Here is a 21,595-nt window from a genome sequence, read left to right on the forward strand (position 1 = left end):
AGCAAAGGCCGATCTTGCAGAAGATGAAGAGGACGATCGCGATTATCGGGCTGACGGCGGCCTTGCCGGGCTGCATCAACGTGTCGGCGCCCGACAAGCCGATCGAGATCAACCTCAACATCAACGTCACGCAGGAAGTGGTCTATCGTCTCGATGGCGAGGCGAAATCGTTGATCCAGCAGAATCCGGGGATATTCTAAGATGAAGAAGGTCAGTGTCATGATTGCCGCAGCCGCGGTTCTCGGCGGCCTTTCGGTGGCGGCGTCGGCGCAGCGCGATCCGGCCTATGCCGCGGCGCGTGCGGGTGGCGAGGTCGGCGAGCAGCCCGACGGCTATCTTGGCTTGGTCGGTGCGGCGAGCGGCGACCTTCGCGCGCTGGTCAACAACATCAATATCCAGCGCAAGTCTGCGTATACGCAGAAGGCGCAGGCGAGTGGTGCGACGGTCGAGCAGCTTGCGTTCACCAGTGGCTGCAACCTGATCCTGCAGACTAACCCCGGCGAGAAGTACAAGACTCCGAACGGTGTCTGGAAGACCCGCACCGCCGGCGCCCCCGAACGCGATTCGCGCTGCGTTTAAGCTGAAGTGCTCCCCTCCCTGACAAGGGAGGGGTTGGGGGTGGGTAGGCTGCTTGGGGACCGTGACGCCAGCCAACCGGCCGACCCACCCCCGGCCCCTCCCTTGGAGGGGAGGGGCCGGGGGTGGCCCAATCCTATCCGCCGCCTCGATTAATGACACCCCTGTCACACCGGTTGACTTGCACCCCCCCCTTTTCTAAACGGACCGCGCCTTGGCGGGATCGCTCGTCGCTGCTTGCTTCCTCCCCGATGCGAAATCAGGTGGAGGAACGTGCGTGGCGGAGATCGAACCCGGACAGGACCCCCAGGGTGTTGAAGATCCGCGACTTTCCGCGCTCGATGAGCGATTGCGAGAGGCGCAGCATCGGGAAACGCTGACAAAGGGGCAGAAGGGGGCGGATGCCGAGCGGGGGTACTCGCAAGGCAATCGCGTCATTTCCGCTCTCATCGGGAGTCTCGTCGGCAGTGCGCTGATCGGGTGGTTGATAGACCATTGGTTAGGCACTGGCCCTTGGGGACTGATCGTGCTGCTGTTCCTCGGGATAGCGGTCGCGTTCAGGCAGATCATTCGAATTTCAGGCGAACGCCCGGAGTAACCGGGCGTTTGTCGTATCAAGACGGCAGGGATTCCACGTGGCGGCAGAACAGGGCGGCAAGATCGATCCGATGCACCAGTTCCTGATCGAGCCGGCGTTCGGCTCGCACTGGATCGTAGGTGGCTATGACCTGTCGTTCACCAACTCCGCATTGTGGATGGTGGTGACGCTGGTCGCGCTTTGGGCGTTCATGATCGGTGGCATGAAGCGTGAGCTCGTCCCCGGTCGCTGGCAGATGGCGGTCGAGGGCTTCACCGGCTTCATCTCAGGGATGCTCGAGCAGAATGTCGGCCCCGGCGGCAAGCGCTTTGTGCCCTATGTCTTTTCGCTGTTCATGTTCATCCTGTTCGCGAACATCATCGGGCTCCTGCCATTCGGCATCGTCCCGGGCGTGCACCCGTTCACCGTGACCAGTCACATGACCGTCACCGGCGTGCTGGCGCTGATCAGCTTTGCGATCGTGCTGCTCGTCGGCTTCGGCAAGCATGGCTTCCACTTCTTCTCACTATTCGTACCGAGTGGCACGCCCGTACTGATGATCCCGCTGATCTTCGTGGTCGAGCTGATGTCGTTTCTGGTGCGTCCGTTCTCGCTCGGTCTGCGACTGTTCGTCGCGATGACCGCAGGCCATATCCTGCTCAAGGTGCTGGCCGCGTTCGTGATCAACGGCCTGAACCTCGGCGGGATGTACATCGGTCTGGTGAGCGCGCCGAGCATGCTGCTGATGATCGGCATCACGCTGCTCGAGCTGCTGGTTGCCGCGATCCAGGCATACGTGTTCGCGTTGCTGACGTCGGTCTATCTGAACGACGCCGTAAACCTTCACTAAGTTTTCCATTACCTAACTGATTTTCAAAGGGAATTTATCATGGACGTCAACGCAGCAAAGATGATCGGCGCCGGCCTCGCAGCGATCGGCATGGGCCTCGCAGCACTCGGCGTGGGCAACGTGTTCGCTCAGTTCCTCGCCGGCGCTCTGCGCAACCCGGGCGCAGCCGACAGCCAGCAGGGCCGTCTGTTCATCGGTTTCGCAGCAGCCGAGCTTCTCGGTCTGCTCGCCTTCGTCACCATGATCATCCTGGTGTTCGTCGCCTAACCACTCGCTGATTTGGCCGGGCAACCGCGCCCGGCCGGATTAACGCAGGACAGACCAATGCCTCAGATTGCCCAGATAGCCGCTACCTACGCCTCGCAGATCTTCTGGCTGCTCCTCACCTTCGGCATCCTGTATTTCGGGATCGGCAAGGGAATGGTGCCAAAGATCGTGTCCAACGTGGACTCGCGCGAAGGCAAGATCGCAGGCGATCTGGCGGCAGCGGTCGCTGCCCGTGCGCAGGCCGATACGGTCCAGGCGAACTGGCAGGCCGAAATGGACGCGGCCCGCGTTGCGGCGCAGGCCGAGACCGCGGCAGCGGCGAAGCGTGCGGCGACCGCGTTCGAGCAGCAGGTCCATGCGGCCGACGCCGAACTCGCCGAGCGTCTGGGTCATCACGATCTGGCGGTCGCGAACGCGAAGGCCGAGGCGCTCTCGAACTTGCAGGGCGTCGCCGCCGAAGCAGCACAGCAATTGGCCGCCAAGGTCGCTGGTCTCCAGGTCAGCCTGGACGCGGCGACCGACGCGGTACGCAGGACGACGGCGCATGGCTAATCCAGATTCGGCCGCAAAGGTCATCCACGAAGAGGGCATGGCGCCCGAAGGTGCGATCGACAACCAGGGCATCCAGGGTCACACGACCGCGCCCGGCGGCGTCGAGCATGTCGCCGATCCGACCGCGCTCGGCCTGACCTCGACCGGCTGGGTCGCGGTGGCGATGATCGTCGTCATCCTGCTGATGATCTGGAAGAAGGTTCCAGGGATGATCGGCAAGATGCTCGACACGCGCATCGCCGGCATCCGCACGCAGCTCGACGAAGCCAAGGCGCTCCGTGCCGAAGCCGAAGCGATCCGCACCGAGTACGAGGCAAAGGCCAAGACCGCGCACGTCGAAGCCGAAGCCATGAAGGCCCACGCGCACCACGAAGCCGCGGCGATCATCGCCAAGGCGAAGGCCGGCGCCGAAGACCTCATGACCCGCCGCGCGAAGATGGCCGAGGACAAGATCGCAGCCGCCGAGCGCGCCGCAATCGCCGAAGTCCGCGCACGGGCTGCCGATGCTGCGGCCAAGGCTGCGGGTATCCTGATCGCCGAGCATCACGACGCAGCCGCCGACCGCATGATGGTCGACCGCTCGATCTCCGGCCTTAGCCGCCTAAACTGATCCTGCTCCTCTCCCCTCGGGGAGAGGAAGGGGCCCGCTGCAAAGCAGTGGGAAGGTGAGGGCACGCCCCTCCCACCGCCCATCATTATCGACGGCCGTCTCTTCCCGGGTTTCCGGCGGCCGAATCTCCAATCTGAGCCCGTTGGAGAATATTCATGTCCTGGCTCATCCTTGCCGTCGCGGTCGTCACTGAAATCTGCTGGGCGCTCAGCCTGAAATGGGCGGCCACCGTCGCCACGTGGCAGGCCTCCAGCGTCCCGATCATCCTCAGCTTCGTCAACATGGGCCTGCTCGCGCTCGCGATGCGCGGCCTCCCCGCGGGCACCGCCTACGCAATCTGGACCGGCGCCGGCGCGATCGGCGTCATAATCGGCGGCGTTATTCTGTTCGGCGACAAGGTCAGCGGCATCCAGGCCTGCTTCATGGCCCTGACCGTGGTCGGCATCGTCGGCACCAAGGTCTTCGCCCAAACCTGACCGCCTCTCTCGGCCCGCAGGGCTTTGAAGATTGATTCACGCGAAGGCTCAAAGGCGCAAAGGCGCGAAGAGGAGGAGAAGGTTGGTTCACGCGGAGACGCGGAGACGCGGAGACGCGGAGGTGCTGGATGCGAGGCTGACGGGGTGCCTCACCTTGGTGCTGATATAAGCCTTCGGCAGCTGGAGAGTGAACGCTGGGTGCTCGAACCTTCTCTCCGCGGCTCCGCGTCTCCGCGTGAACCAAACTTCTTCTCTTCTCGCCGTCGCGCCTTCGCGTGAACATCACTGCCTGGCGCTGGCATAACCCCCTTACACTCCCTAGATTCCGCAACAATGTCCTCCCCCAATTCCCCCGACCGGTTCAACGAAGACAAGTCCACGTTCGCCGTCCGCGGTGGTGGTGAAGCGCCCGACCTCGCGGCGGGCGTAGCGGCGATCAGGAACGTGCTCGACACGCTGCCGATCCGCCCCGGCGTCTACCGCATGCAGGACGCGCGCGGCGACGTGCTCTATGTCGGCAAGGCGCGCGCGCTACGGAACCGCGTCGCGAACTACGTCCAGGTCGAGCGCCTCACCAAGCGCCTCCAGCGGATGGTGTCGCAGACCCGGTCGATGACGATCGTCACCACCAATAACGAAGCCGAAGCGCTGCTGCTCGAATCGCAGCTCATCAAGCGCTATCGCCCTGCCTACAACGTGCTGCTGCGCGACGATAAGAGCTTCCCCTTCATCCTCCTGCGCGACGATCACGCATTCCCGCGCGTCCAGAAACACCGCGGCGCGCGCCGGGCGAAGGGCAATTACTACGGCCCGTTCGCCAGCGCCGGCTCGGTCAACAACACGCTCAACGCGCTCCAGAAGCTGTTCCTCCTGCGCAGTTGCACCGACAGCTTCTTCAAGACCCGCGACCGGCCCTGCCTGTTGTACCAGATCAAGCGCTGCTCCGCGCCGTGCGTGGGGCGGATCGATGAGGCCGCGTACCGGGAACTGACCGAAGATGCGAAGGCGTTCCTCGGCGGCAAGTCGACCGGCGTGCAGGCCAAGCTCGGCGCGCAGATGCAGGCCGCCGCAGAGAACATGGACTTCGAACTCGCGGCGCTGCTCCGCGATCGTCTTCGCGCGCTCACCTTCATCCAGGGCACTCAGGCGATCAACGCGGAGGGCGTAGGTGACGCCGACATCTTCGCGATGGCGTGCAAGGACGGCCTGATCGGCATCCAGGCGTTCTTCATCCGCGGCGGCCAGAACTGGGGGCATCGCAGCTTCTTCCCGCAGCACACCAACGACGTCCCCGAGGACGAGGTGCTGACCAGCTTCCTCGGCCAGTTCTACGAGGAGGTCCCGCCGCCCAAGCAGATCCTGCTCGACCGCGAACTGACGGAAGGTGCACTGCTGGCCGAAGCACTAGGCGAACGCGCCGGCTACAAGATCACGCTGCAGGTCCCGCAACGCGGCGATCGCCGCCGCCTGATGGACCAGGCCAAGCGCAACGCGATCGAGGCGATCGAACGTCGCCAGGCCGAATCGACGACACAGGCCAAACTCCTGCGCGAGGTCGCCGACCTGTTCGACCTGCCCGAGCCACCGCAGCGGATCGAGATCTACGATAACAGCCACATCCAGGGCACCGCCGCGACCGGCGCGATGGTCGTCGCGGGGCCGGAGGGCTTCCGCAAGGGCCAGTATCGAAAGTTCAACATCAAGAACAAGGATACCGCGCCGGGCGACGATTTCGCGATGATGCGCGAGGTCTTCACCCGGCGGTTCTCGCGCGCGCAGGCCGAGGACCCCGATCGCGATTCAGGCGATTGGCCGGATTTGGTGCTGATCGACGGCGGCAAGGGACAGCTCAACACGGTCAAGGCCGCGCTCGAGGAGATCGGCGTCGAGGACGTGTGCTTGGTCGGCATCGCCAAGGGACCGGAACACGGCCGCGATGGTCGCGAGGTGTTCCACATGCTCGACGGCCGCGAGTTCCAGCTGCCGGTCAATGCGCCGGTACTGTTCTACCTCCAGCGCCTGCGCGACGAGGTCCACCGCTTTGCGATCGGTGTCCACCGCGACAAGCGCAGCAAGGCGATCGGCGCCAGCCCGCTCGACGAAGTTCCCGGTATCGGCCCCGCTCGCAAGAAGGCGTTGCTGATGCACTTCGGCACCGGCCGCGCGGTGCGCAACGCGAGTTTGCAGGACCTGCAACAGGCGCCGGGCGTTTCCGCGGGCGTCGCGCAACAAGTGTATGATTTCTATCATTCTCGTTAGAGTTTCGGGGCTTGTTTGGGTATTCCTCGACCGGACGCGAGGGGAGCAGAGGGCAGTGCAACGCAATCTTCATGACCGTTTGTTACGAATGGTTGCGTGACCACGCCCGTGTTTCTTACCGTCGACACGGAGTTCGCGTGGCGGCACCATGTCGCGGGGCTCGACGTCGATGCGATCTATGCGCGCTCGCTGGAGCCCGCCGGCGTCGGCCTCGGCTACCAGCTTGCGGAGCTCGCACGGCATGATCTGAAGGCGTGCTTCTTCGTCGATCCGATGCCGGCGATCACCTTCGGACTGGCGCCCGTGCGCCGCATGATCGAGACGATCCTCGAAGCCGGGCAGGAGGTGCAGCTTCACCTGCATCCCAACTGGACGACCGCGCGGGTCGGCGATCACGGCGCCGCGCATGACCGGTTCGCGCTGTTCGACTACAGCCTTGCCGAACAGACCGACCTGCTCGTGCGCGCCACCGAATTGCTGGTCGAGGCCGGTGCGCCCGCGCCGATCGCGTTTCGCGCCGGCAGCTATGCCGCGAACGACGACACGCTGACCGCGCTCGCGACGCTGGGTTTCCGCTATGACAGCAGTCACAACGGCTGCGAAGCGCCGGGATCGAGCCGGATTTCGCTATCCCCACGCCAGATCGCACCGGTCCGATTGTCGCCCGATGGCGATCTGGTCGAGGTGCCCGTCACCGTCATCGAGGATCTGCGCGGCCGCATCCGCACGTTCCAGCTTTGCGCGCTGTCCGCGGGCGAAAGCTACGACGCGCTCGAACACGCCGCGGTGTCGCACCATGCGGCGGTGACGATCGTGTCGCATGGTTTCGAACTCGCCAACCGCCGCGGCACGCGCGCGAATGGCGTCCACGTCCGCCGCTTCCAGGCGTTGTGCGCGATGCTCGCGGAGATGCGCGACGTGCTGCCGACCACGCATTTCGCCGATCGCCCGGTATTGGCGCTCGATCACGCAGACGTGCCGCTCGGTCCCGATCCGCTGCGCACCCGCTGGCGTCAGGCCGAGCAACTCTGGTCCAACTGGATTTCCGAACGCCCCCGATCGCGGCGCCGCTGACGTCCGCCGGTAATCGCTGGGCCCTCCCGCTAGCCATCGCGGAGCGCTAAGGGACCCCATGCACCTCCGCGCAACCGCTATCGTCGTCGCCGTTCGCCAGCACGGCGAGCATGGCGCGATCGTGCGTGCGCTCACCCGCAACGACGGCGTCCAGCCAGGGTACGTTCGCGGCGGGCGGTCGCGCGCCATGCGCCCGGTGCTGCTCCAGGCCAACGTCATCCAGGGCGAATGGCGCGCACGCACCGGCGAGCAACTCGCTTCGCTGACCGCCGAACTGGTCCACAGCCGTGCGACGCTCCACGGCGAGCCGCTCGCCGCCGGTGCGCTCGAATGGGCCACCGCGCTGGCCGCTGCCGCGCTCCCCGAAGCGCAGCCCTATCCGCAGATCCACGATGCGCTCGACGGCGTGCTCGGTGCGATCGAAAGCGCGCCATCCGCCCGCGGTTGGGCCGCGGCGTTGGTCCGGTACGAATTACTAGTGTTGGCGGAACTGGGGTTCGGGCTCGATCTGGACCGCTGCGTCGCAACCGGAGCGGAGGACGATCTCGGCTTCGTATCGCCCAAGAGCGGCGCGGCGGTCTCGCGCGGGGCGGCGTTCGGGTATGAGGGCAAGCTGCTGCGATTGCCGCAGTTTCTGATGACCGGCGGAGAGGCCGACTGGCCCGACATCTTCGATGGCCTGCGTCTCACGGGACATTTCCTCGCCCGCGACATCCTCGTCGATCGCCGCGCCGATCCGTTGGCGGCGCGCGACCGGCTGGTCGATCGCCTGAAAAGGGCGGTTGCGTGAGCGCGCACCGCCCGGCAAGGGGCCGCCAGGAGAAACGCACATGCCCTTGATCGCGATACTGGCCGGCGACGGCATCGGACCCGAAGTCACTGCAGAAGCGCGCCGGGTGCTCGATACGCTCGGTCTCGACCTCAGCTACGAAGAGGGCCTCGTCGGCGGTGCCGCGTACAAGGCCGCGGGTCATCCGCTGCCGCCCGAGACGCTCGAACTCGCCAAGCGCGCCGACGCGATCCTGTTCGGTGCCGTCGGCGATCCCGACTGCGATGCGCTCGAACGCCAGTTCCGCCCCGAACAGGCCATCCTCGGCCTGCGCAAGGAACTCGGGCTGTTCGCCAATTTGCGCCCGGCCAAGCTGTTCGCAGGTCTCGAGGATGCGTCCGCGCTCCGTCCAGAAATCGCCCGTTCGATCGACATGGTCATCGTCCGCGAACTGACCGGCGACGTGTATTTCGGCGCGAAGGGCATCCGCACCACCGCCGAGGGCCTGCGTGAGGGCCATGACGAGATGCGTTACGACGAGACCGAGATCGCGCGCATCGCCCGCGTCGGCTTCGAGACCGCGCGCACCCGCAAAGCCAAGCTGCTCTCGGTCGACAAGGCCAACGTGCTGGAGACCTCGCAGCTGTGGCGCGACGTCGTGATCGAGGTCTCGGCCGACTATCCCGACGTCGCGCTGAGCCACATGTACGTCGACAACGCGGCGATGCAGCTGGTCCGCAATCCGGGGCAGTTCGACGTGATCGTCACCGGCAATTTGTTCGGCGACATCCTCTCCGACGAGGCGTCGATGTGCGCGGGCTCGATCGGCATGCTGCCGTCCGCCGCGCTCAACGACTCGAACAAGGGCATGTACGAGCCGATCCACGGCAGCGCGCCCGACATCGCCGGGCAGGGCAAGGCCAACCCCTGCGCGGCGATCCTGTCCGCGGCGATGATGCTGCGCCACTCGCTCGACCTGCCCGAAGCCGCCGATCGCATCGAGGCTGCGGTGGCAGCCGCAATCCTCGGCGGCGCGCGTACGCCCGATCTCGGTGGTACGCTGACGACCTCCGCGATGGGCGATGCCATTCTCGTCGAACTAGGCTGACCCGATGATCCCGGACCTTCTCGAACTCGCGGTCGTCATCCCGACGTTCAATGAGAAGGCCAACGTTCCGACGTTGATCGCCAAGCTCGACCAGGCGCTGATCGGGCGCAACTGGGAGGCGATCTTCGTCGATGACGACAGTCCCGACGGTACCGCCGATGCCGCGCGCGAGATTGCCCGGCTCGACAAGCGGGTCCGCGTGATCCAGCGGATCGGCCGGCGCGGGCTGTCGTCGGCCTGCATCGAGGGAATGTGCGCCACAGCCGCCCCGATCGTCGCGGTAATCGACGGCGATCTCCAGCACGACGAGACGTTGCTGCCGAAGATGCTCGATCTGCTCAAGGACGGCGAGACCGACGTGGCGATCGGCTCGCGCTTCGTTAGCGGTGGTTGCACCGGGGAGTGGGACAGCGACCGTGTCGCCAAGTCGGCGCTCGCCACCAAGCTGTCGCGCCGCGTGTTGAAGTGCGACCTCAACGATCCGATGAGCGGTTTCTTCATGATCCGCACCGACATCGTCCGCCGCCTCGCACCGTCGCTGTCGGCGATCGGCTTCAAGATCCTGCTCGACCTGCTTACCGCCTCGCCGACGCCGCTGCGTTTCGTCGAGGTGCCCTATACCTTCCGCTGTCGCACCGAGGGCGAGAGCAAGCTCGATCACGTCGTCGCGATGGAATATCTGATCGCGATCTACGATCGGATGTTCGGGCGGGTCGTGCCGGTGCGGTTCGCGATGTTCTCGGCGATCGGCGTGCTCGGCGTCGGCATCCACATGGCGGTGCTGACCGCGCTGTTCGTCGGGCTCGGCACGAATTTCGTGATCGGCGAAATCGGCGCGACGCTTGCCGCGCTCACCTTCAATTTCTTCCTCAACAACGCGCTGACCTATCGCGATCGGCGCCTCAAGGGGTGGCGGCAACTGGTCGACGGCTGGGTGTCGTTCGCAGTGATCTGCTCGGTTGGAGCGGTCGCCAACGTCGGCATCGCCGCGTTCCTGTACGAGATGCGCGACGGAGCGTGGGCGGCGTCGGCACTGATCGGCGTGCTGGTCGGTGCGGTGTGGAACTACGCGCTGTCCTCGAAATTCACCTGGGGGCGGTACTAACCGGATCTTTGATCCTCCCCCGCAAGGGGGAGGTGGCTGGCGCTTGCCAGACGGAGGGGGAGGAAGGGGTAACCTCGGTCGCGTGGTCCTCCCCCTCCGTCGCCTTCGGCGCCACCTCCCCCTGGCGGGGGAGGATCGAGACACTCCGCACCCCTCTTCACACCCGCAAGGCTTGTCCCCGGGCTTGTCATCGCGGCTCCCCCCCGGCAAAGCGGCGCGCATGAAGCGCAAGACCGGCCAGGATCGTTCGATCACTCAGAATTGGCGTCCCGCGACGCGCGCCATCCGCGGCGGCACCGCCCGCAGCGAATATGGCGAGACGTCGGAGGCGTTGTTCCTCACCTCGGGCTATTGCTACGACAAGGCAGGCGACGCCGCGGCGCGCTTTGCCGGCGAGCAGGAGGGGATGACCTATTCCCGCCTCCAGAACCCGACCGTTCAGATGCTCGAGGAGCGGATCGCACTGCTGGAGGGCGCAGAGGCGTGCCGGACGATGGCGACGGGCATGGCGGCGATGACCGCGTCGCTGCTGTGTCAGCTTCAGACCGGCGATCATCTCGTCGGCGGCCGCGCGGCGTTCGGCTCGTGCCGCTGGCTCACCGACACGCTGCTGCCGAAGTTCGGGATCGCCACGACGATCGTCGATGCGCGCGATCCGCAGGCGTTCCTCGACGCGGTCCGTCCCGAGACGAAGGTGTTCTTCTTCGAGACGCCCGCCAACCCGACGATGGACATCGCCGACCTGAAGGCGATCTGCGACATCGCGCGCGAACGTGGCATCACGACGGTGGTCGACAACGCCTTCGCGACGCCGGCGCTCCAGCGGCCGATGGAGTTCGGCGCGGACGTCACCGCGTACAGCGCGACCAAGATGATGGACGGGCAGGGCCGCGTGCTCGCCGGCGCGGTCTGCGGAACCGAGGATTTCATCACCAACACGCTGTTGCCGTTCACGCGCAACACCGGGCCGACGCTGTCGCCGTTCAACGCGTGGGTGGTGCTCAAGGGCCTCGAAACGCTCGATCTGCGCATCCACCGCCAGTCCGAGAACGCGATGAAGGTCGGCGAATTCCTCGAAGGCCGCGTCCCCCGCGTGCTGCATCCCTTCCTGCCGAGCCATCCCCAGCACGAATTGGCCAAGCGCCAGATGGACGCGTGCGGGCCGATCTTCGCGTTCGAGGTCGAGGGCCGCGAACAGGCGCACGCGTTGCTAGACGCGCTGGAACTGGTCGATATCTCGAACAACATCGGCGATTCGCGCTCGCTGATGACGCACCCGGCCTCGACCACGCACGCCAGCGTATCGCCCGACAAGCAGATCGAGATGGGCGTGACCGAGGGGCTTCTCCGGATCAACGTCGGGCTCGAAGATGCGCAGGACGTGATCGACGACCTCGACCAGGCGCTCCGTCAGGCGGGCCTGTGAAGGCGCTGTTCCCCAACGCGGCGACGACCGATGGGGTGACGGTGCGCGTGTCGGTCAGCTATTTGCCCGAACAGTCCGAGCCCGAGCGGGGCCGCTGGTTCTGGGCCTATCACATCCGCCTCGAGAACGAGGGCACCGAGACCGTCCAGCTGCTCACCCGCCACTGGGTGATCACCGACGGCCGCGGCGCGCGCCATTCGGTCGAGGGCGAAGGCGTGGTCGGCGAACAGCCGGTGATCGAACCGGGTGCTAGCTTCGACTACGTCTCGGGCTGCCCGCTCGCCACCCCATCGGGCGCGATGCAGGGGAGCTACCAGATGGTCCGCGAAGACGGCGCGGTGTTCGCGGTCGAAATTCCCCGCTTTTCGCTGTTCGCGCCCGCGGTGCTGAATTGAAGCGCACGCATCTCCCGCTCAACGGCCTGCGTGTGCTCGACGCGGCGGCGCGGCATCTGTCGTTCACGCGCGCCGCGGACGAACTGGCCGTCACGCCCGCCGCAGTTGGCCAGCAGATCCGCGCCTTGGAAGACACGCTCGGCGTCGTGCTGTTCCGTCGGACCACGCGCGGGCTCGAACTGACCCCCGAGGCCGAGGCCGGTCTCGGCGCACTCCGCGGCGGCTTCCTGCAATTCGAGGAAGCCGTGCGCGCGATGCAGGCCGGGCAGTCGTCGAAATCGCTGACGATTGCCGCGCCGCGCGACCTGACCGAGAAGTGGTTGATGCCCCGCCTCGCGCAGATCGCCGAGGCCGATCCCGAACTCCGCTTTGTGCTAATCACCGCCGACGAGAATGTCGACTTCACCGAAGCCAATCTCGACCTCGCGATCCGCTGGGGCGATGGTCCGGGCGAGCATGAGGGTGAGGCGCTCGAATCGGAGGGCATGGTGACGATCGCCAAGCCCGGCACCGACACTGAGGCGTCGATCGCATGGTCGGGTGAGGACGGCGTCGCGCTGGTCCGCGTCACCGATGCCGGGCTCGCGATCGATGCGGCGGCGGCGGGTCTTGGCCGCGCGACCGTCCCCGAACTGCTCGCACGTCGCGATCTGGCGCAGGCCCGCGTCCGGCTCATCGGCGAGTCGCAGCCTTCGAAGGGGGGCTATTGGCTGGTCGCCCCGCTCCCGCAGTGGCGCCAGAAGAAAGTCCGCGCGCTCGTGGATGCCCTGACCGCGTGAGGCAACCCGGGCGCCGACCCCGTCGCGCTGGCGTGTCGCCGGTGCTCAAGACGCGACGGCTGCGCTTGCGCCCGCTGGTCGAGGGCGACGCGACCGCGTTGCACCCGATGCTCGCCGACGCGGAGCTGATGGCCTATTCCGCCGACGGGCCCTTGGGCTCGGTCGACGACGTCCGCACCTACCTCGCCGAAGAGGCCGCGCCGGGCAACCAGCGCACCTGGGCGATCACCCGCACCGGCGACGACCGCGCGATCGGCTGGGTCTCGGGCAGCGAGGCCGATGGGGCAGGGGTTACGGAGATCGGTTTCATCCTCGCGCGCGAGGCCTGGGGACGGGGGATCGCGCGGGAGGCCGTGTCGGCGGTGATCGATCGGTTGTTCGCGGAAGGCCGGAGCCGGGTGTTCGCCGACGCGGATACCGAGAATACTGCGTCGATCACGTTGCTGGAACGCCTAGGCTTCCGCCGCGAGCGCTTGTTGCGCGACGAATGGGAAACACATCTGGGGTTGCGCGACAGCCTGATCTACGGGCTCTGCGCGGATAGCTGGCAGGCGGCTGGGCGGGCCTGAGGCACCGCCGCCATCCCCACTGATAACACCACCCCGGCGAAGGCCGGGGCCCAGGTGGAAAGGTGGTCGTAACAGCGCTCCGTCCTCAGTTAGCTACGTTCCCCAACTGGGCCCCGGCCTCCGCCGGGGTGGTGGCACGAGTTAGTGGCGCTTCAGATACGCTACCCTACCGCGCCGCCAACAACGCCAACGCCCGTCCCATAAGCCCCGCGAACCGAACCTCGTTCACGCCGTCATCAGCTCGGTGCCAGTTCCCCGTCGCCGCATACCAGCGCCCGTCCTTCGCCTGCACCAGATAGTTCAGCGCAATCACCCCAGGCTCGCCGCCGCCCTTGAACCCGACATACCCAAACCGCTTGGCGACCGCCGGATCGACTCCCGCATTGACCGCCAGCACCGCCCGAGTCGTAGCATCCGCCCCCCGCAGCGCGTTCATCACCACAGCCATCGCCGCCGGGCTCGAAAACCATTCGACGCTGTCGATCGCCACCGGCTTTCCCGCGAACACGGTCGGATCGAGCTTGGCGGTGGAGATCTTCACCGCATTGTCGACCAGCAGCGCCCGCCGCTCGTCCACAGACCCAGCCGCCCAAGCCTTGGTCAGCGCCGGCTCCCCCTTGAACACGAACATCTCGCGCGTCGTCATCACCGGCACGCTGCCACCCGCCGTCTCCGCCATCGCATCGACCTTCGCGCGTCCGAGCGTCGTCAGCAGCGTATCCGTCGCGGTATTGTCGCTGATCGAGATCATCATCGTCGCCAGCGTCTGCACCGTCACCGGCGATCCGGCGGGCCAGGTCTGCAACACGCCCGACGGCAGGGACGGCGCCCCGACCTTCACGACGTCCTCCCAATGCTGCTCCCGGCTCGCCACCTGCCGCGCCAACTCCGCCAGCACCCACAGCTTGAACGCCGACCCGAGCGGCGCCGCCACGTCCGCGCGGTATTCGAGGATCGGCTCGGGCCTGCCGCTGCCCAGCGCATACAGCCCGAAACCGCTAGCCCCCGGCAGTGCACGAAACTCCGCCTCGACCTTCGCCAAAGTATCGTCCCGCGCCCCCGTACCCGTGATCAGCAACCCGGTCGCGGCATGTGGCGCCGCGGGGTCGATCACCAGCCGAACGCTCGCCGTTCCCCGCGCATAGCCAACGACCAGATCCGCGGACCACGCCGACGTCGCCGTCAGCGACTCGATCTTCTGCGGCGCGCCCAACGTCGTCTTGAGCTTCTCGGCGATCACCGAAAACTGCGCTTTGGGCACCTTCTCACGGAAGCTCGCCGCGAAATACGTGTCGTAGGCACCACGCCCGTCGAGGATCGCGACCAGCGCATCCGCCTTCGCCCGCAAAGCCGGGTCGGCCACCGCGCCCTGCGCTACCGCCCCGACCGGCAGCAAAGCCACCGCCAACGCCACCAGCCAGAGCGCGAGCCTGTGCATCAGTTCTTCAGCTTCCAACCGCTCTTCAGCAACCGGTAGCAGAGCGTCGCCAGCACCAGGTCGATCATCAGGATCACGATCCCGCCGATCATCACCGGTGAGTCGGCAATGCCGAGGAACCCGTAGCGAAAGCCCGAGATGATGTAGAAGAACGGGTTGGCATGGCTGAACGCGCGGAACGCCGGGGCGAGTTTGTCGACCGAGTAGAACGTCCCCGACAACAGCGACAACGGCGCGATCACGAAGTTGGTGACCGCAGCCGCATGATCGAACTTGTCCGCCCAGATCGACGTCAGCACGCCCAGCAGCGCTAGGAACGTCGCGCCCAGCAACCCGAACCAGACGATCGCGAGTGGCGCATGCGGCGTCACGTGCACACCCGGATACAGCGCCATCGCCGCCCAAACGACGATCCCGACGATCACCGCACGCGTGATCGCGCCACCGACCAGCGCGGCGAGCAGTTCACCCGTCGACAGGGGCGGCTGGAGATAATCGACGATCGTCCCCTGCATCTTGCCGGCCAGCAGCGAGAAGCTGGCATTGGCGAACGCCGGACCCATCATGCCCTGCGCGATGATCAGCCCCGGCGCGATGAAATCGGCGAAATCGACGATCCGGCCGTCGACCGGCACTGGGCTTTTCGCGCCGGTCGCGATGGTGAACACGATCAGAAACAGCAGCGTCGTGATCGCCGGCGCCCACACCGTCTGGAGCTGCACCTTGAAGAACCGGCGCACCTCCTTGATATAGAGGGTTCGCAGGCCCTCCCAGTTCACGCTCTTTATGACGGGAACACCGGGGGCGGAATGCACCGCCGACTGGATTTCACCGATTGGGGGCTGGCTGCTCATGGGAGTTGCGGGTAATCCCTGCCGCTGCCGCCCGCAACCCGGCTTGAAGATTGGCCGACTGACGTAGACTAAGGAACGAACATGTCCTGGACCGACGAGCGCATCGCGACGCTCAAGACGATGTGGGAGGCCGGCCAGACCGCCAGCCAGATCGCCGAAGCACTGGGTGGCGTCAGCCGCAACGCCGTCATCGGCAAGGCGCACCGCCTCGAGCTACAGGCGCGCCCGTCGCCGGTGAAGCCGAACGATCCCGAGGCGAAGGCGGCTGCTGCTGCCGAGGCAACGGCGTCGGCTGCTGCGGCAGCCCCTGAGCCGGTCGCGGCACCGGAGCCGGTCGAGGTCGAGGCCCCCAAGCCCGCCCCGGTCGCACCGCCCGTCGTCGCAGCGGCCAAGCCTGCGGCACCGGTCGAACCAGAGCCGGTCGCCGAAGAGCCCGAGGACGACGAAGACGAGGATGAGGACGAGGCTGCTCCGGCCGTCGTCGCGCCCGTCCGCGCACCGCAGCCGATCCTACGCTCGGTCGGCCCCGGCGGCTTCCTCCGCCAGGCACCCGGCGAACAGCAGCCACCGAGCACGCCGGCCCCACCGCGTCGCCTCGTGCCTGCCAAGCCGTCGGCCGAGATGGCGAACAAGACGAGCCTGCTCGAACTGAACGACCGCATCTGCAAATGGCCGCTCGGCCATCCTGGCGAGCCCGACTTCCACTTCTGCGGCAAGGCGGTGAACCCAGGGTTCCCGTATTGCGTCGATCACTGCGGCCACGCGTACCAGGCACAGTTGCCGCGCCGTGATCGTCGTCCGACTCCGCCGCTGCCGTTCGGCGGTCCGCGACCTAGGTGAGGCGCAGGGCGGCCTGCGCCAACCTGGCGCAGGACTTGCCCAAGCCCGGCCGGCGCGGCTCGCCGCGGCCGACGACATGGGCTTTGCCCATGGCTAGCGTGATGTAGAAAAGGCCGTTTCCTCGGCCAGGAAGCGGCCTTTTTTCAAACAGGCTCCACCCCGGCGAAGGCCGGGGCCCAGTTGGAAAGGTCTCGGTAACTGAGCGCTGTGCCCGTTTAGCAACGTTTCCCAACTGGGCCCCGGCCTCCGCCGAGGTGGTGCTTCTTGCAGCTCAGCGCGTCTTCCGCCCCCTCTTGTTCTCCCGCGAAGGCGGGAGCCCAGACTGGGTCCCCGCCTTCGCGGGGAAACAAACTTTGCATGCAATCAAAAAAGGCCGCTTCCCCGTGTGAGGAAGCGGCCTTTTTCATATCACGCTAGCCATGGGCAAAGCCCATCTCGTCGGTCGCGGTGAACCGCGCCGGCCGGGCTTGGGCGAGTCCTGCTCCAGCTTGGAGCAGGCCGCCCCGCGCCTCAGAACCGAAACGCCACCGTGCCGCGCAGGCTGTGCCAACGAAAATTATCATCCGAGCGCTTGAACGCGGTGCCGGCCGTGTTCGGCGCCAGCACGAACGGGTTGGTCGCAGGCTGCGTGCCGCGCGTCACGAGAACGCGTGCGTCGTCGTCCTGATACTGGTGGAACATATATTCCATGCCGACCGAGATGTTCTTGCCGAGCTTCTGCTCGATGCCACCGCCGCCGGTGATACCGAACTGGTTCTTCTTGCCGCTCTGCGCATAGGCGTTGGCGGTGTTGCTCGAGTAAAAATCGCGGTTGATGCTCGCATAGCCCGGACCGAACGTGCCGTAGAACAGCGTCGTGTTGACCGCATAGCCCACACGGCCACGGATCGAGGCTTCCCAGTCGAGGTCGCGCGTCATCGTGTAGAAGGCGGGCGTGGTCGAGAAGGCGGTGACGCTGTCGCGGATGTTCGACTTGCCGAACTCGCCGACGACGCCGACGACGATGTTGCCACGCTGCTGGTCGATGCCGACGCGCGCGTAATAGGCGGTGTTGTCCTTGTCGTTGCGGCAGCCACGGCCACTGACGGCAGGAGCGGTGCTGCTCCGCGCGGCGCCGTTGCAGAAACCGGGCGAGAACGCGTTGGCGCCGGCAGCGGTCGTGACGGCGTCACCGAAGCGGCCATCGAGGTTGCGATCGAACAGGATCGACGAACCTTCGTCGTTCGGCTGGACGTCGTACCCACCGGCCGCACCGAAATAGATGCCGCTGAACGGCGCGTCGGCCGTGACTTCCTGCGCAGCGGCAGATGCCGCGAACCCCAGCGTAGCGGCGCCAGCGAGCGCCACCATCATCGTCTTGCTCATATTCACTCCAGGAAACTTCATGACAGGTTTTTCATAAACGGCGGATCGCGCTAAATTTATCCCATCGATGCAACAATCTACATCAATGTGGCTTTCCGGTAACACGGAGAACAAACGGAGCCTGTGGCTTTGTCGCAAGCCAGCGGCTACGTTCGCTCCATGGCTGAAGATCTGTTCGCGTCCCCGGGCGCGTCTGGCGGGAAGACCGCTGCAAACACCTATGACGCGTCCTCGATCGAGGTGCTCGAAGGCCTCGAACCCGTACGTCGCCGCCCCGGCATGTACGTCGGCGGCACCGACGAGCGCGCTCTGCATCACCTCGCCGCCGAAGTGCTCGACAACGCGATGGACGAGGCTGTCGCCGGCCACGCCACGCGGATCGAAGTCACGCTGGAGGCGAACAACCGTCTGACGATCGTCGACAACGGCCGGGGCATCCCGGTCGATCCGCATCCGAAGTTTCCGGACAAATCCGCGCTGGAGGTCATCCTCTCGACGCTCCATTCGGGCGGCAAGTTTGCGGGGAAGGCGTACGCCACCTCGGGCGGCCTGCACGGCGTCGGCATCAGCGTCGTCAACGCGCTATCGTCCGACACCGTCGTCGAGGTCGCGCGCGACCGCCAACTGTACCGCCAGCGCTTCGCCAAGGGGCTGACGCTCGGACCGATCGAGCATCTTGGGGCCACGCCCAACCGTCGCGGGACCAGCGTCGCCTTCACGCCTGACACCGAGATCTTCGGCACCGAACTGAACTTCAAGCCGCAGCGGCTCTACAAGCTCGTCCGCTCGAAGGCGTATCTGTTCGCCGGCGTCGAGATCCGCTGGCACTGCGCGCCCGACCTGATCGCCGACGACACGCCGGCCCAGGCGGTGTTCCAGTTCCCCGGCGGCCTCGCCGATCACCTCCGCGACCAGATCGCCGGTCGCGAATGCGCAACCTCCGACTTCTTCTCCGGCTCGCAGGATTTCCCGAGCGCGAAAGGTGAAACCCAAGGCCGCGTCGAATGGGCGGTCGCGTGGCCGCTGTGGAGCGATGGCTCGTACAGCTGGTATTGCAACACCATCCCGACCCCCGACGGCGGCACGCACGAACAGGGCCTCCGCCAGGCACTGGTCCGCGGGCTTCGCGCGTTCGGCGATCTCGTCGGCAACAAGAAAACCAAGGATATCAGCGCGGACGACGTCATGGTCGGCAGCGAGCTGATGCTGTCGGTCTTCATCCGCGAACCGCAATTCCAGAGCCAGACCAAGGATCGCCTCACCAGCCCCGAAGCCGCCGGCCTCGTAGAGAAGGCGGTGCGCGATCATTTTGACCATTTCCTCAGCCACAACATGGAGCGCGGCAAGGCGCTGCTGAATTATGTGCTCGAGCGGATGGACGAACGCCTGCGCCGCAAGCAGGAACGCGACGTCAAGCGCAAGACCGCGACGTCCGCGCGGAAGCTGCGGCTGCCCGGCAAGCTCACCGACTGTTCGGCGAACTCGCCCGAAGGGACCGAACTCTTCATCGTCGAGGGCGATTCGGCAGGGGGCTCGGCCAAGCAGGCGCGTGATCGGAAAACGCAGGCGATCCTGCCGATCCGCGGCAAGATCCTCAACGTCGCGTCGGCGACCAGTGCCAAGATCTTCGCCAACCAGGAGATCGCCGACCTCACGCTGGCGCTAGGCTGTGGCACGCGCAAGGACTGCACGCCGGATACGCTGCGCTACGAACGCATCGTCATCATGACCGACGCAGACGTCGACGGCGCACACATCGCCACGCTGCTGATGACGTTCTTCTTCCAGGAAATGCCCGAACTCGTCCGCCGCGGGCACCTCTACCTCGCGCAACCGCCGCTCTACCGCCTCACCGTCGGTACGAAGAGCATCTACGCGAGGGACGACGCGCACCGCGCCGAACTCGAGCGCACCGTCTTCAAGGGCAAGAAGGTCGATGTCGGCCGTTTCAAGGGCCTCGGCGAGATGAACCCGAGCCAGCTCCGCGAAACCACGATGGACCCCGCTACCCGCGGCATGCTCCGCATCACGCTCCCGCAGGAATATGAGGAGCGCGCGCAGGTGAAGGACCTGGTCGACCGCCTGATGGGCAACAACCCCGCCCACCGCTTCGCGTTCATCCAGGAGAATGCAGGCCGCATGGACGAAGAGGCGATCGACGCGTGAGATAAGGGGCAGGAAAGGCGACGCCGTGTACCGTGTCGCCAAGCCGTCGCGATGTTGCGGAAACATCGAATTTCGATGAAACGACCATCTTGCATTGATGAACCGCCTGAATACACTGTCTTTCGATCGAAGCGACCAGGGCTTTGAAAGATAGGGGTATCGTTAAATGATCCCGTTGGCTTTCCTCCTTCTGCAATCGGCCTCGCCTGCTCAGGCCGCCGTTCCGCCACCGGCGACCGTGTCTCCACCCGTTGCGCTCTCGATCGGCGACGAAGAGAAGACTATTGTCGTCGTCGGGCACCGGATCGAAGACAGCGAACGCGCGCTGGCGGCGTGTATCGACCGTCAATGTCCGCCCAAGGAAGAGATCGACGCGTCGCTGGCGCATGCGGAAAACCAATTTCTCGCGGGCAACTATGCCGATGCGCAGCGTACCTTATCGAAGGCGCGCGGGCGCAACATGAAATACAGGAAGGAGCTTCCGGTCGAAGTCGGCGACCTGCTGCGCGCCAGCGGCCGCATGCTCGCGCTGATCGGGCAAAGCGACGCCGCGCGGATCACCGCGATCGATTCGCTCGACGCGCTGAAATCTGGGCTTCCGTCGACAGATCGTCGCATTTTCGTGCAGCGTTTGGCGGTGGGCGATGCGTTCGCCAAGGAAGGCCGGCTGATCGCGGCACGAGACGTCTACAACAAGGTCGCGAACCAGGCCGATGCCGCGGGCGATGCGCGGGTCAAGGGCTATGCCCTGTTCCGTGTCGCCGGCATGTACACGGCGGTCGCCCGCGAGTTCCCCGACTATCGTGACACCGCCTATCAATCGTTGCGCCGGGTCGACGAAACGACCGAGCCCGATCTTGCGGCATTTCGAGAGGCCGCGAAGTTGCTGCGGTGCCGTATGGAGGACTCGCGCAGTGCCGAGGCCGGGCGTGATTGTGCGCAAGCGATGAACGGCAAACGCGTCGCGACGGCGGAGCTGATCTATGCGCCGCCTATCGATTTGAGGAACTGGCGGCGCGAGGACACGTCGTCGGTCGTAACGCTACACGGCGATGCGACGCCGCAATGGGCCGATATCGCGTTCTGGGTGGCACCGGATGGCACGGTGCGCGACGTCGACACCGTGCGTACGTCACCGACCGCGACCGAAACCTGGGTGAAACTGGTAACCGACGCCTTGGGCAAACGCGTGTATCGGCCGCTTCAACTGGCCCCGTCCGATCCAGGGCTTCGACGGATCGAACGCTATTCGCTGGTCTATGATGTCGCGCTTTCAACGGGGTCGCGCATACGTACGAGATCGACCATCCCCCACGTCGAAATACTCGATCTGACGGTGGAACCGAGGACGAGCTGACCGCCTGGATAGCCCGTAACGCCTGAGAGGTCTGCGTCGGGCCTCGGATATGTGCGGGAAGACGTGAGATTTCACCGTCCAGGCGAACGCCGTGGCCTTCGCGCTATTCAAGCGGTGTTGCCCCGAGCGTCGCGCACTCGTATCAGGCGGTTCGGGCGGCCGATAAGGGTCGCCCTCGCTGTT

The 21,595-nt window shown here is 65.9% G+C and carries 23 protein-coding genes; 20 read left to right on the top strand and 3 right to left on the bottom strand.

What is annotated here, in order from left to right; genetic code table 11:
• Window positions 1–23 precede the first annotated feature (23 nt).
• The 17 genes from C8J45_RS00555 to C8J45_RS00640 all read left to right on the top strand — a co-directional run bounded on the left by C8J45_RS00555 (window position 24) and on the right by C8J45_RS00640 (window position 13,392).
• Window positions 24–200 carry a YnbE family lipoprotein gene (locus C8J45_RS00555; protein ID WP_107962157.1) on the top strand — a complete coding sequence of 59 codons (177 nt, stop codon included), beginning with the start codon at window positions 24–26 and terminating at the stop codon, window positions 198–200.
• Between the two features lies 1 nt (window position 201).
• Window positions 202–579, top strand: a complete 378-nt coding sequence (locus tag C8J45_RS00560; protein ID WP_107961468.1) for a YdbL family protein — start codon at window positions 202–204, stop codon at window positions 577–579.
• Window positions 580–853: 274 nt separating this feature from the next.
• Window positions 854–1,174 (top strand): AtpZ/AtpI family protein, encoded by a 321-nt coding sequence (locus C8J45_RS00565; RefSeq protein WP_107961469.1) that lies wholly within the window; start codon window positions 854–856, stop codon window positions 1,172–1,174.
• A gap of 70 nt (window positions 1,175–1,244) precedes the next feature.
• Entirely contained in the window at window positions 1,245–2,003 is a 759-nt protein-coding gene (locus tag C8J45_RS00570; protein ID WP_107962158.1) for a F0F1 ATP synthase subunit A, read from the top strand.
• Window positions 2,004–2,042: 39 nt separating this feature from the next.
• Window positions 2,043–2,270 carry a F0F1 ATP synthase subunit C gene (locus tag C8J45_RS00575; protein ID WP_031394300.1) on the top strand — a complete coding sequence of 76 codons (228 nt, stop codon included), beginning with the start codon at window positions 2,043–2,045 and terminating at the stop codon, window positions 2,268–2,270.
• A gap of 57 nt (window positions 2,271–2,327) precedes the next feature.
• Window positions 2,328–2,822, top strand: coding sequence for an ATPase (locus C8J45_RS00580; RefSeq protein WP_107961470.1), 495 nt, complete (start codon window positions 2,328–2,330; stop codon window positions 2,820–2,822).
• 37 nt (window positions 2,823–2,859) lie between these two features.
• On the top strand, window positions 2,860–3,432 hold the full coding sequence (locus tag C8J45_RS00585) for a hypothetical protein (RefSeq protein ID WP_181321102.1): 573 nt from the start codon (window positions 2,860–2,862) through the stop codon (window positions 3,430–3,432).
• 155 nt (window positions 3,433–3,587) lie between these two features.
• Window positions 3,588–3,908, top strand: coding sequence for a multidrug efflux SMR transporter (locus C8J45_RS00590; RefSeq protein ID WP_056488555.1), 321 nt, complete (start codon window positions 3,588–3,590; stop codon window positions 3,906–3,908).
• 333 nt (window positions 3,909–4,241) lie between these two features.
• Window positions 4,242–6,167 (top strand): excinuclease ABC subunit UvrC, encoded by a 1,926-nt coding sequence (gene uvrC / locus C8J45_RS00595; RefSeq protein WP_107961472.1) that lies wholly within the window; start codon window positions 4,242–4,244, stop codon window positions 6,165–6,167.
• A gap of 96 nt (window positions 6,168–6,263) precedes the next feature.
• Window positions 6,264–7,241, top strand: coding sequence for a polysaccharide deacetylase family protein (locus tag C8J45_RS00600; RefSeq protein ID WP_107961473.1), 978 nt, complete (start codon window positions 6,264–6,266; stop codon window positions 7,239–7,241).
• 58 nt (window positions 7,242–7,299) lie between these two features.
• Complete coding sequence (gene recO, locus C8J45_RS00605; protein WP_107961474.1) at window positions 7,300–8,031, top strand: DNA repair protein RecO; 732 nt, start codon at window positions 7,300–7,302, stop codon at window positions 8,029–8,031.
• Between the two features lie 40 nt (window positions 8,032–8,071).
• The gene (leuB, locus tag C8J45_RS00610) at window positions 8,072–9,118 is read left to right on the top strand and encodes a 3-isopropylmalate dehydrogenase (RefSeq protein ID WP_107961475.1); all 1,047 of its coding nucleotides are present in this window, start codon (window positions 8,072–8,074) and stop codon (window positions 9,116–9,118) included.
• A gap of 4 nt (window positions 9,119–9,122) precedes the next feature.
• Complete coding sequence (locus tag C8J45_RS00615) at window positions 9,123–10,223, top strand: glycosyltransferase family 2 protein (protein WP_181321050.1); 1,101 nt, start codon at window positions 9,123–9,125, stop codon at window positions 10,221–10,223.
• 220 nt (window positions 10,224–10,443) lie between these two features.
• Window positions 10,444–11,649, top strand: coding sequence for a PLP-dependent aspartate aminotransferase family protein (locus C8J45_RS00625; protein ID WP_060527159.1), 1,206 nt, complete (start codon window positions 10,444–10,446; stop codon window positions 11,647–11,649).
• Window positions 11,646–12,044: a Co2+/Mg2+ efflux protein ApaG gene (apaG, locus tag C8J45_RS00630; protein ID WP_056488567.1), complete on the top strand. Its 399-nt coding sequence runs from the start codon at window positions 11,646–11,648 to the stop codon at window positions 12,042–12,044. The genes C8J45_RS00625 and apaG overlap by 4 nt, the downstream gene beginning before the upstream one ends.
• A complete protein-coding gene (locus C8J45_RS00635; protein ID WP_107961477.1) occupies window positions 12,041–12,823 on the top strand; it encodes a LysR family transcriptional regulator in 783 nt (260 codons plus the stop codon). The genes apaG and C8J45_RS00635 overlap by 4 nt, the downstream gene beginning before the upstream one ends.
• A 41-nt stretch (window positions 12,824–12,864) precedes the next feature.
• A complete protein-coding gene (locus C8J45_RS00640) occupies window positions 12,865–13,392 on the top strand; it encodes a GNAT family N-acetyltransferase (RefSeq protein WP_235529861.1) in 528 nt (175 codons plus the stop codon).
• A 166-nt stretch (window positions 13,393–13,558) separates the two neighbouring features.
• Here C8J45_RS00640 and C8J45_RS00645 read toward each other — a convergent pair whose 3' ends face one another.
• Window positions 13,559–14,830, bottom strand: a complete 1,272-nt coding sequence (locus C8J45_RS00645; protein WP_107961479.1) for a serine hydrolase — start codon at window positions 14,828–14,830, stop codon at window positions 13,559–13,561.
• On the bottom strand, window positions 14,830–15,684 hold the full coding sequence (locus tag C8J45_RS00650) for an ABC transporter permease (RefSeq protein ID WP_107961480.1): 855 nt from the start codon (window positions 15,682–15,684) through the stop codon (window positions 14,830–14,832). The genes C8J45_RS00645 and C8J45_RS00650 overlap by 1 nt, the downstream gene beginning before the upstream one ends.
• An 81-nt stretch (window positions 15,685–15,765) precedes the next feature.
• On the opposite strand from C8J45_RS00650, the gene C8J45_RS00655 reads away from it, so the two are divergent.
• Window positions 15,766–16,524: a GcrA family cell cycle regulator gene (locus tag C8J45_RS00655; protein ID WP_107961481.1), complete on the top strand. Its 759-nt coding sequence runs from the start codon at window positions 15,766–15,768 to the stop codon at window positions 16,522–16,524.
• Window positions 16,525–17,034: 510 nt separating this feature from the next.
• Here the strand turns inward: C8J45_RS00655 and C8J45_RS00660 are convergent.
• Complete coding sequence (locus C8J45_RS00660; protein ID WP_107961482.1) at window positions 17,035–17,889, bottom strand: outer membrane protein; 855 nt, start codon at window positions 17,887–17,889, stop codon at window positions 17,035–17,037.
• 159 nt (window positions 17,890–18,048) lie between these two features.
• On the opposite strand from C8J45_RS00660, the gene parE reads away from it, so the two are divergent.
• On the top strand, window positions 18,049–20,055 hold the full coding sequence (gene parE / locus C8J45_RS00665; RefSeq protein WP_107961483.1) for a DNA topoisomerase IV subunit B: 2,007 nt from the start codon (window positions 18,049–18,051) through the stop codon (window positions 20,053–20,055).
• A gap of 175 nt (window positions 20,056–20,230) precedes the next feature.
• Entirely contained in the window at window positions 20,231–21,412 is a 1,182-nt protein-coding gene (locus tag C8J45_RS00670) for a hypothetical protein (protein WP_181321051.1), read from the top strand.
• The last annotated feature ends 183 nt before the right edge of the window (window positions 21,413–21,595 follow it).

Source organism: Sphingomonas sp. PP-CE-3G-477 (genome assembly GCF_003050745.1).
Classification (GTDB): domain Bacteria; phylum Pseudomonadota; class Alphaproteobacteria; order Sphingomonadales; family Sphingomonadaceae; genus Sphingomonas.

What these genes read in the sequence shown, in the direction of transcription:
- C8J45_RS00555 (WP_107962157.1), top strand. Translation starts at nt 24, where the DNA reads ATGAAGAGGACGATCGCGATTATCGGGCTGACGGCGGCCTTGCCGGGC.
- C8J45_RS00560 (WP_107961468.1), top strand. Translation starts at nt 202, where the DNA reads ATGAAGAAGGTCAGTGTCATGATTGCCGCAGCCGCGGTTCTCGGCGGC.
- C8J45_RS00570 (WP_107962158.1), top strand. Translation starts at nt 1,245, where the DNA reads ATGCACCAGTTCCTGATCGAGCCGGCGTTCGGCTCGCACTGGATCGTA.
- C8J45_RS00575 (WP_031394300.1), top strand. Translation starts at nt 2,043, where the DNA reads ATGGACGTCAACGCAGCAAAGATGATCGGCGCCGGCCTCGCAGCGATC.
- C8J45_RS00580 (WP_107961470.1), top strand. Translation starts at nt 2,328, where the DNA reads ATGCCTCAGATTGCCCAGATAGCCGCTACCTACGCCTCGCAGATCTTC.
- C8J45_RS00585 (WP_181321102.1), top strand. Translation starts at nt 2,860, where the DNA reads ATGGCGCCCGAAGGTGCGATCGACAACCAGGGCATCCAGGGTCACACG.
- C8J45_RS00590 (WP_056488555.1), top strand. Translation starts at nt 3,588, where the DNA reads ATGTCCTGGCTCATCCTTGCCGTCGCGGTCGTCACTGAAATCTGCTGG.
- uvrC (WP_107961472.1), top strand. Translation starts at nt 4,242, where the DNA reads ATGTCCTCCCCCAATTCCCCCGACCGGTTCAACGAAGACAAGTCCACG.
- recO (WP_107961474.1), top strand. Translation starts at nt 7,300, where the DNA reads ATGCACCTCCGCGCAACCGCTATCGTCGTCGCCGTTCGCCAGCACGGC.
- leuB (WP_107961475.1), top strand. Translation starts at nt 8,072, where the DNA reads ATGCCCTTGATCGCGATACTGGCCGGCGACGGCATCGGACCCGAAGTC.
- C8J45_RS00615 (WP_181321050.1), top strand. Translation starts at nt 9,123, where the DNA reads ATGATCCCGGACCTTCTCGAACTCGCGGTCGTCATCCCGACGTTCAAT.
- C8J45_RS00625 (WP_060527159.1), top strand. Translation starts at nt 10,444, where the DNA reads ATGAAGCGCAAGACCGGCCAGGATCGTTCGATCACTCAGAATTGGCGT.
- C8J45_RS00645 (WP_107961479.1), bottom strand. Translation starts at nt 14,830, where the DNA reads ATGCACAGGCTCGCGCTCTGGCTGGTGGCGTTGGCGGTGGCTTTGCTG.
- C8J45_RS00650 (WP_107961480.1), bottom strand. Translation starts at nt 15,684, where the DNA reads ATGAGCAGCCAGCCCCCAATCGGTGAAATCCAGTCGGCGGTGCATTCC.
- C8J45_RS00655 (WP_107961481.1), top strand. Translation starts at nt 15,766, where the DNA reads ATGTCCTGGACCGACGAGCGCATCGCGACGCTCAAGACGATGTGGGAG.
- C8J45_RS00660 (WP_107961482.1), bottom strand. Translation starts at nt 17,889, where the DNA reads ATGAGCAAGACGATGATGGTGGCGCTCGCTGGCGCCGCTACGCTGGGG.
- parE (WP_107961483.1), top strand. Translation starts at nt 18,049, where the DNA reads ATGGCTGAAGATCTGTTCGCGTCCCCGGGCGCGTCTGGCGGGAAGACC.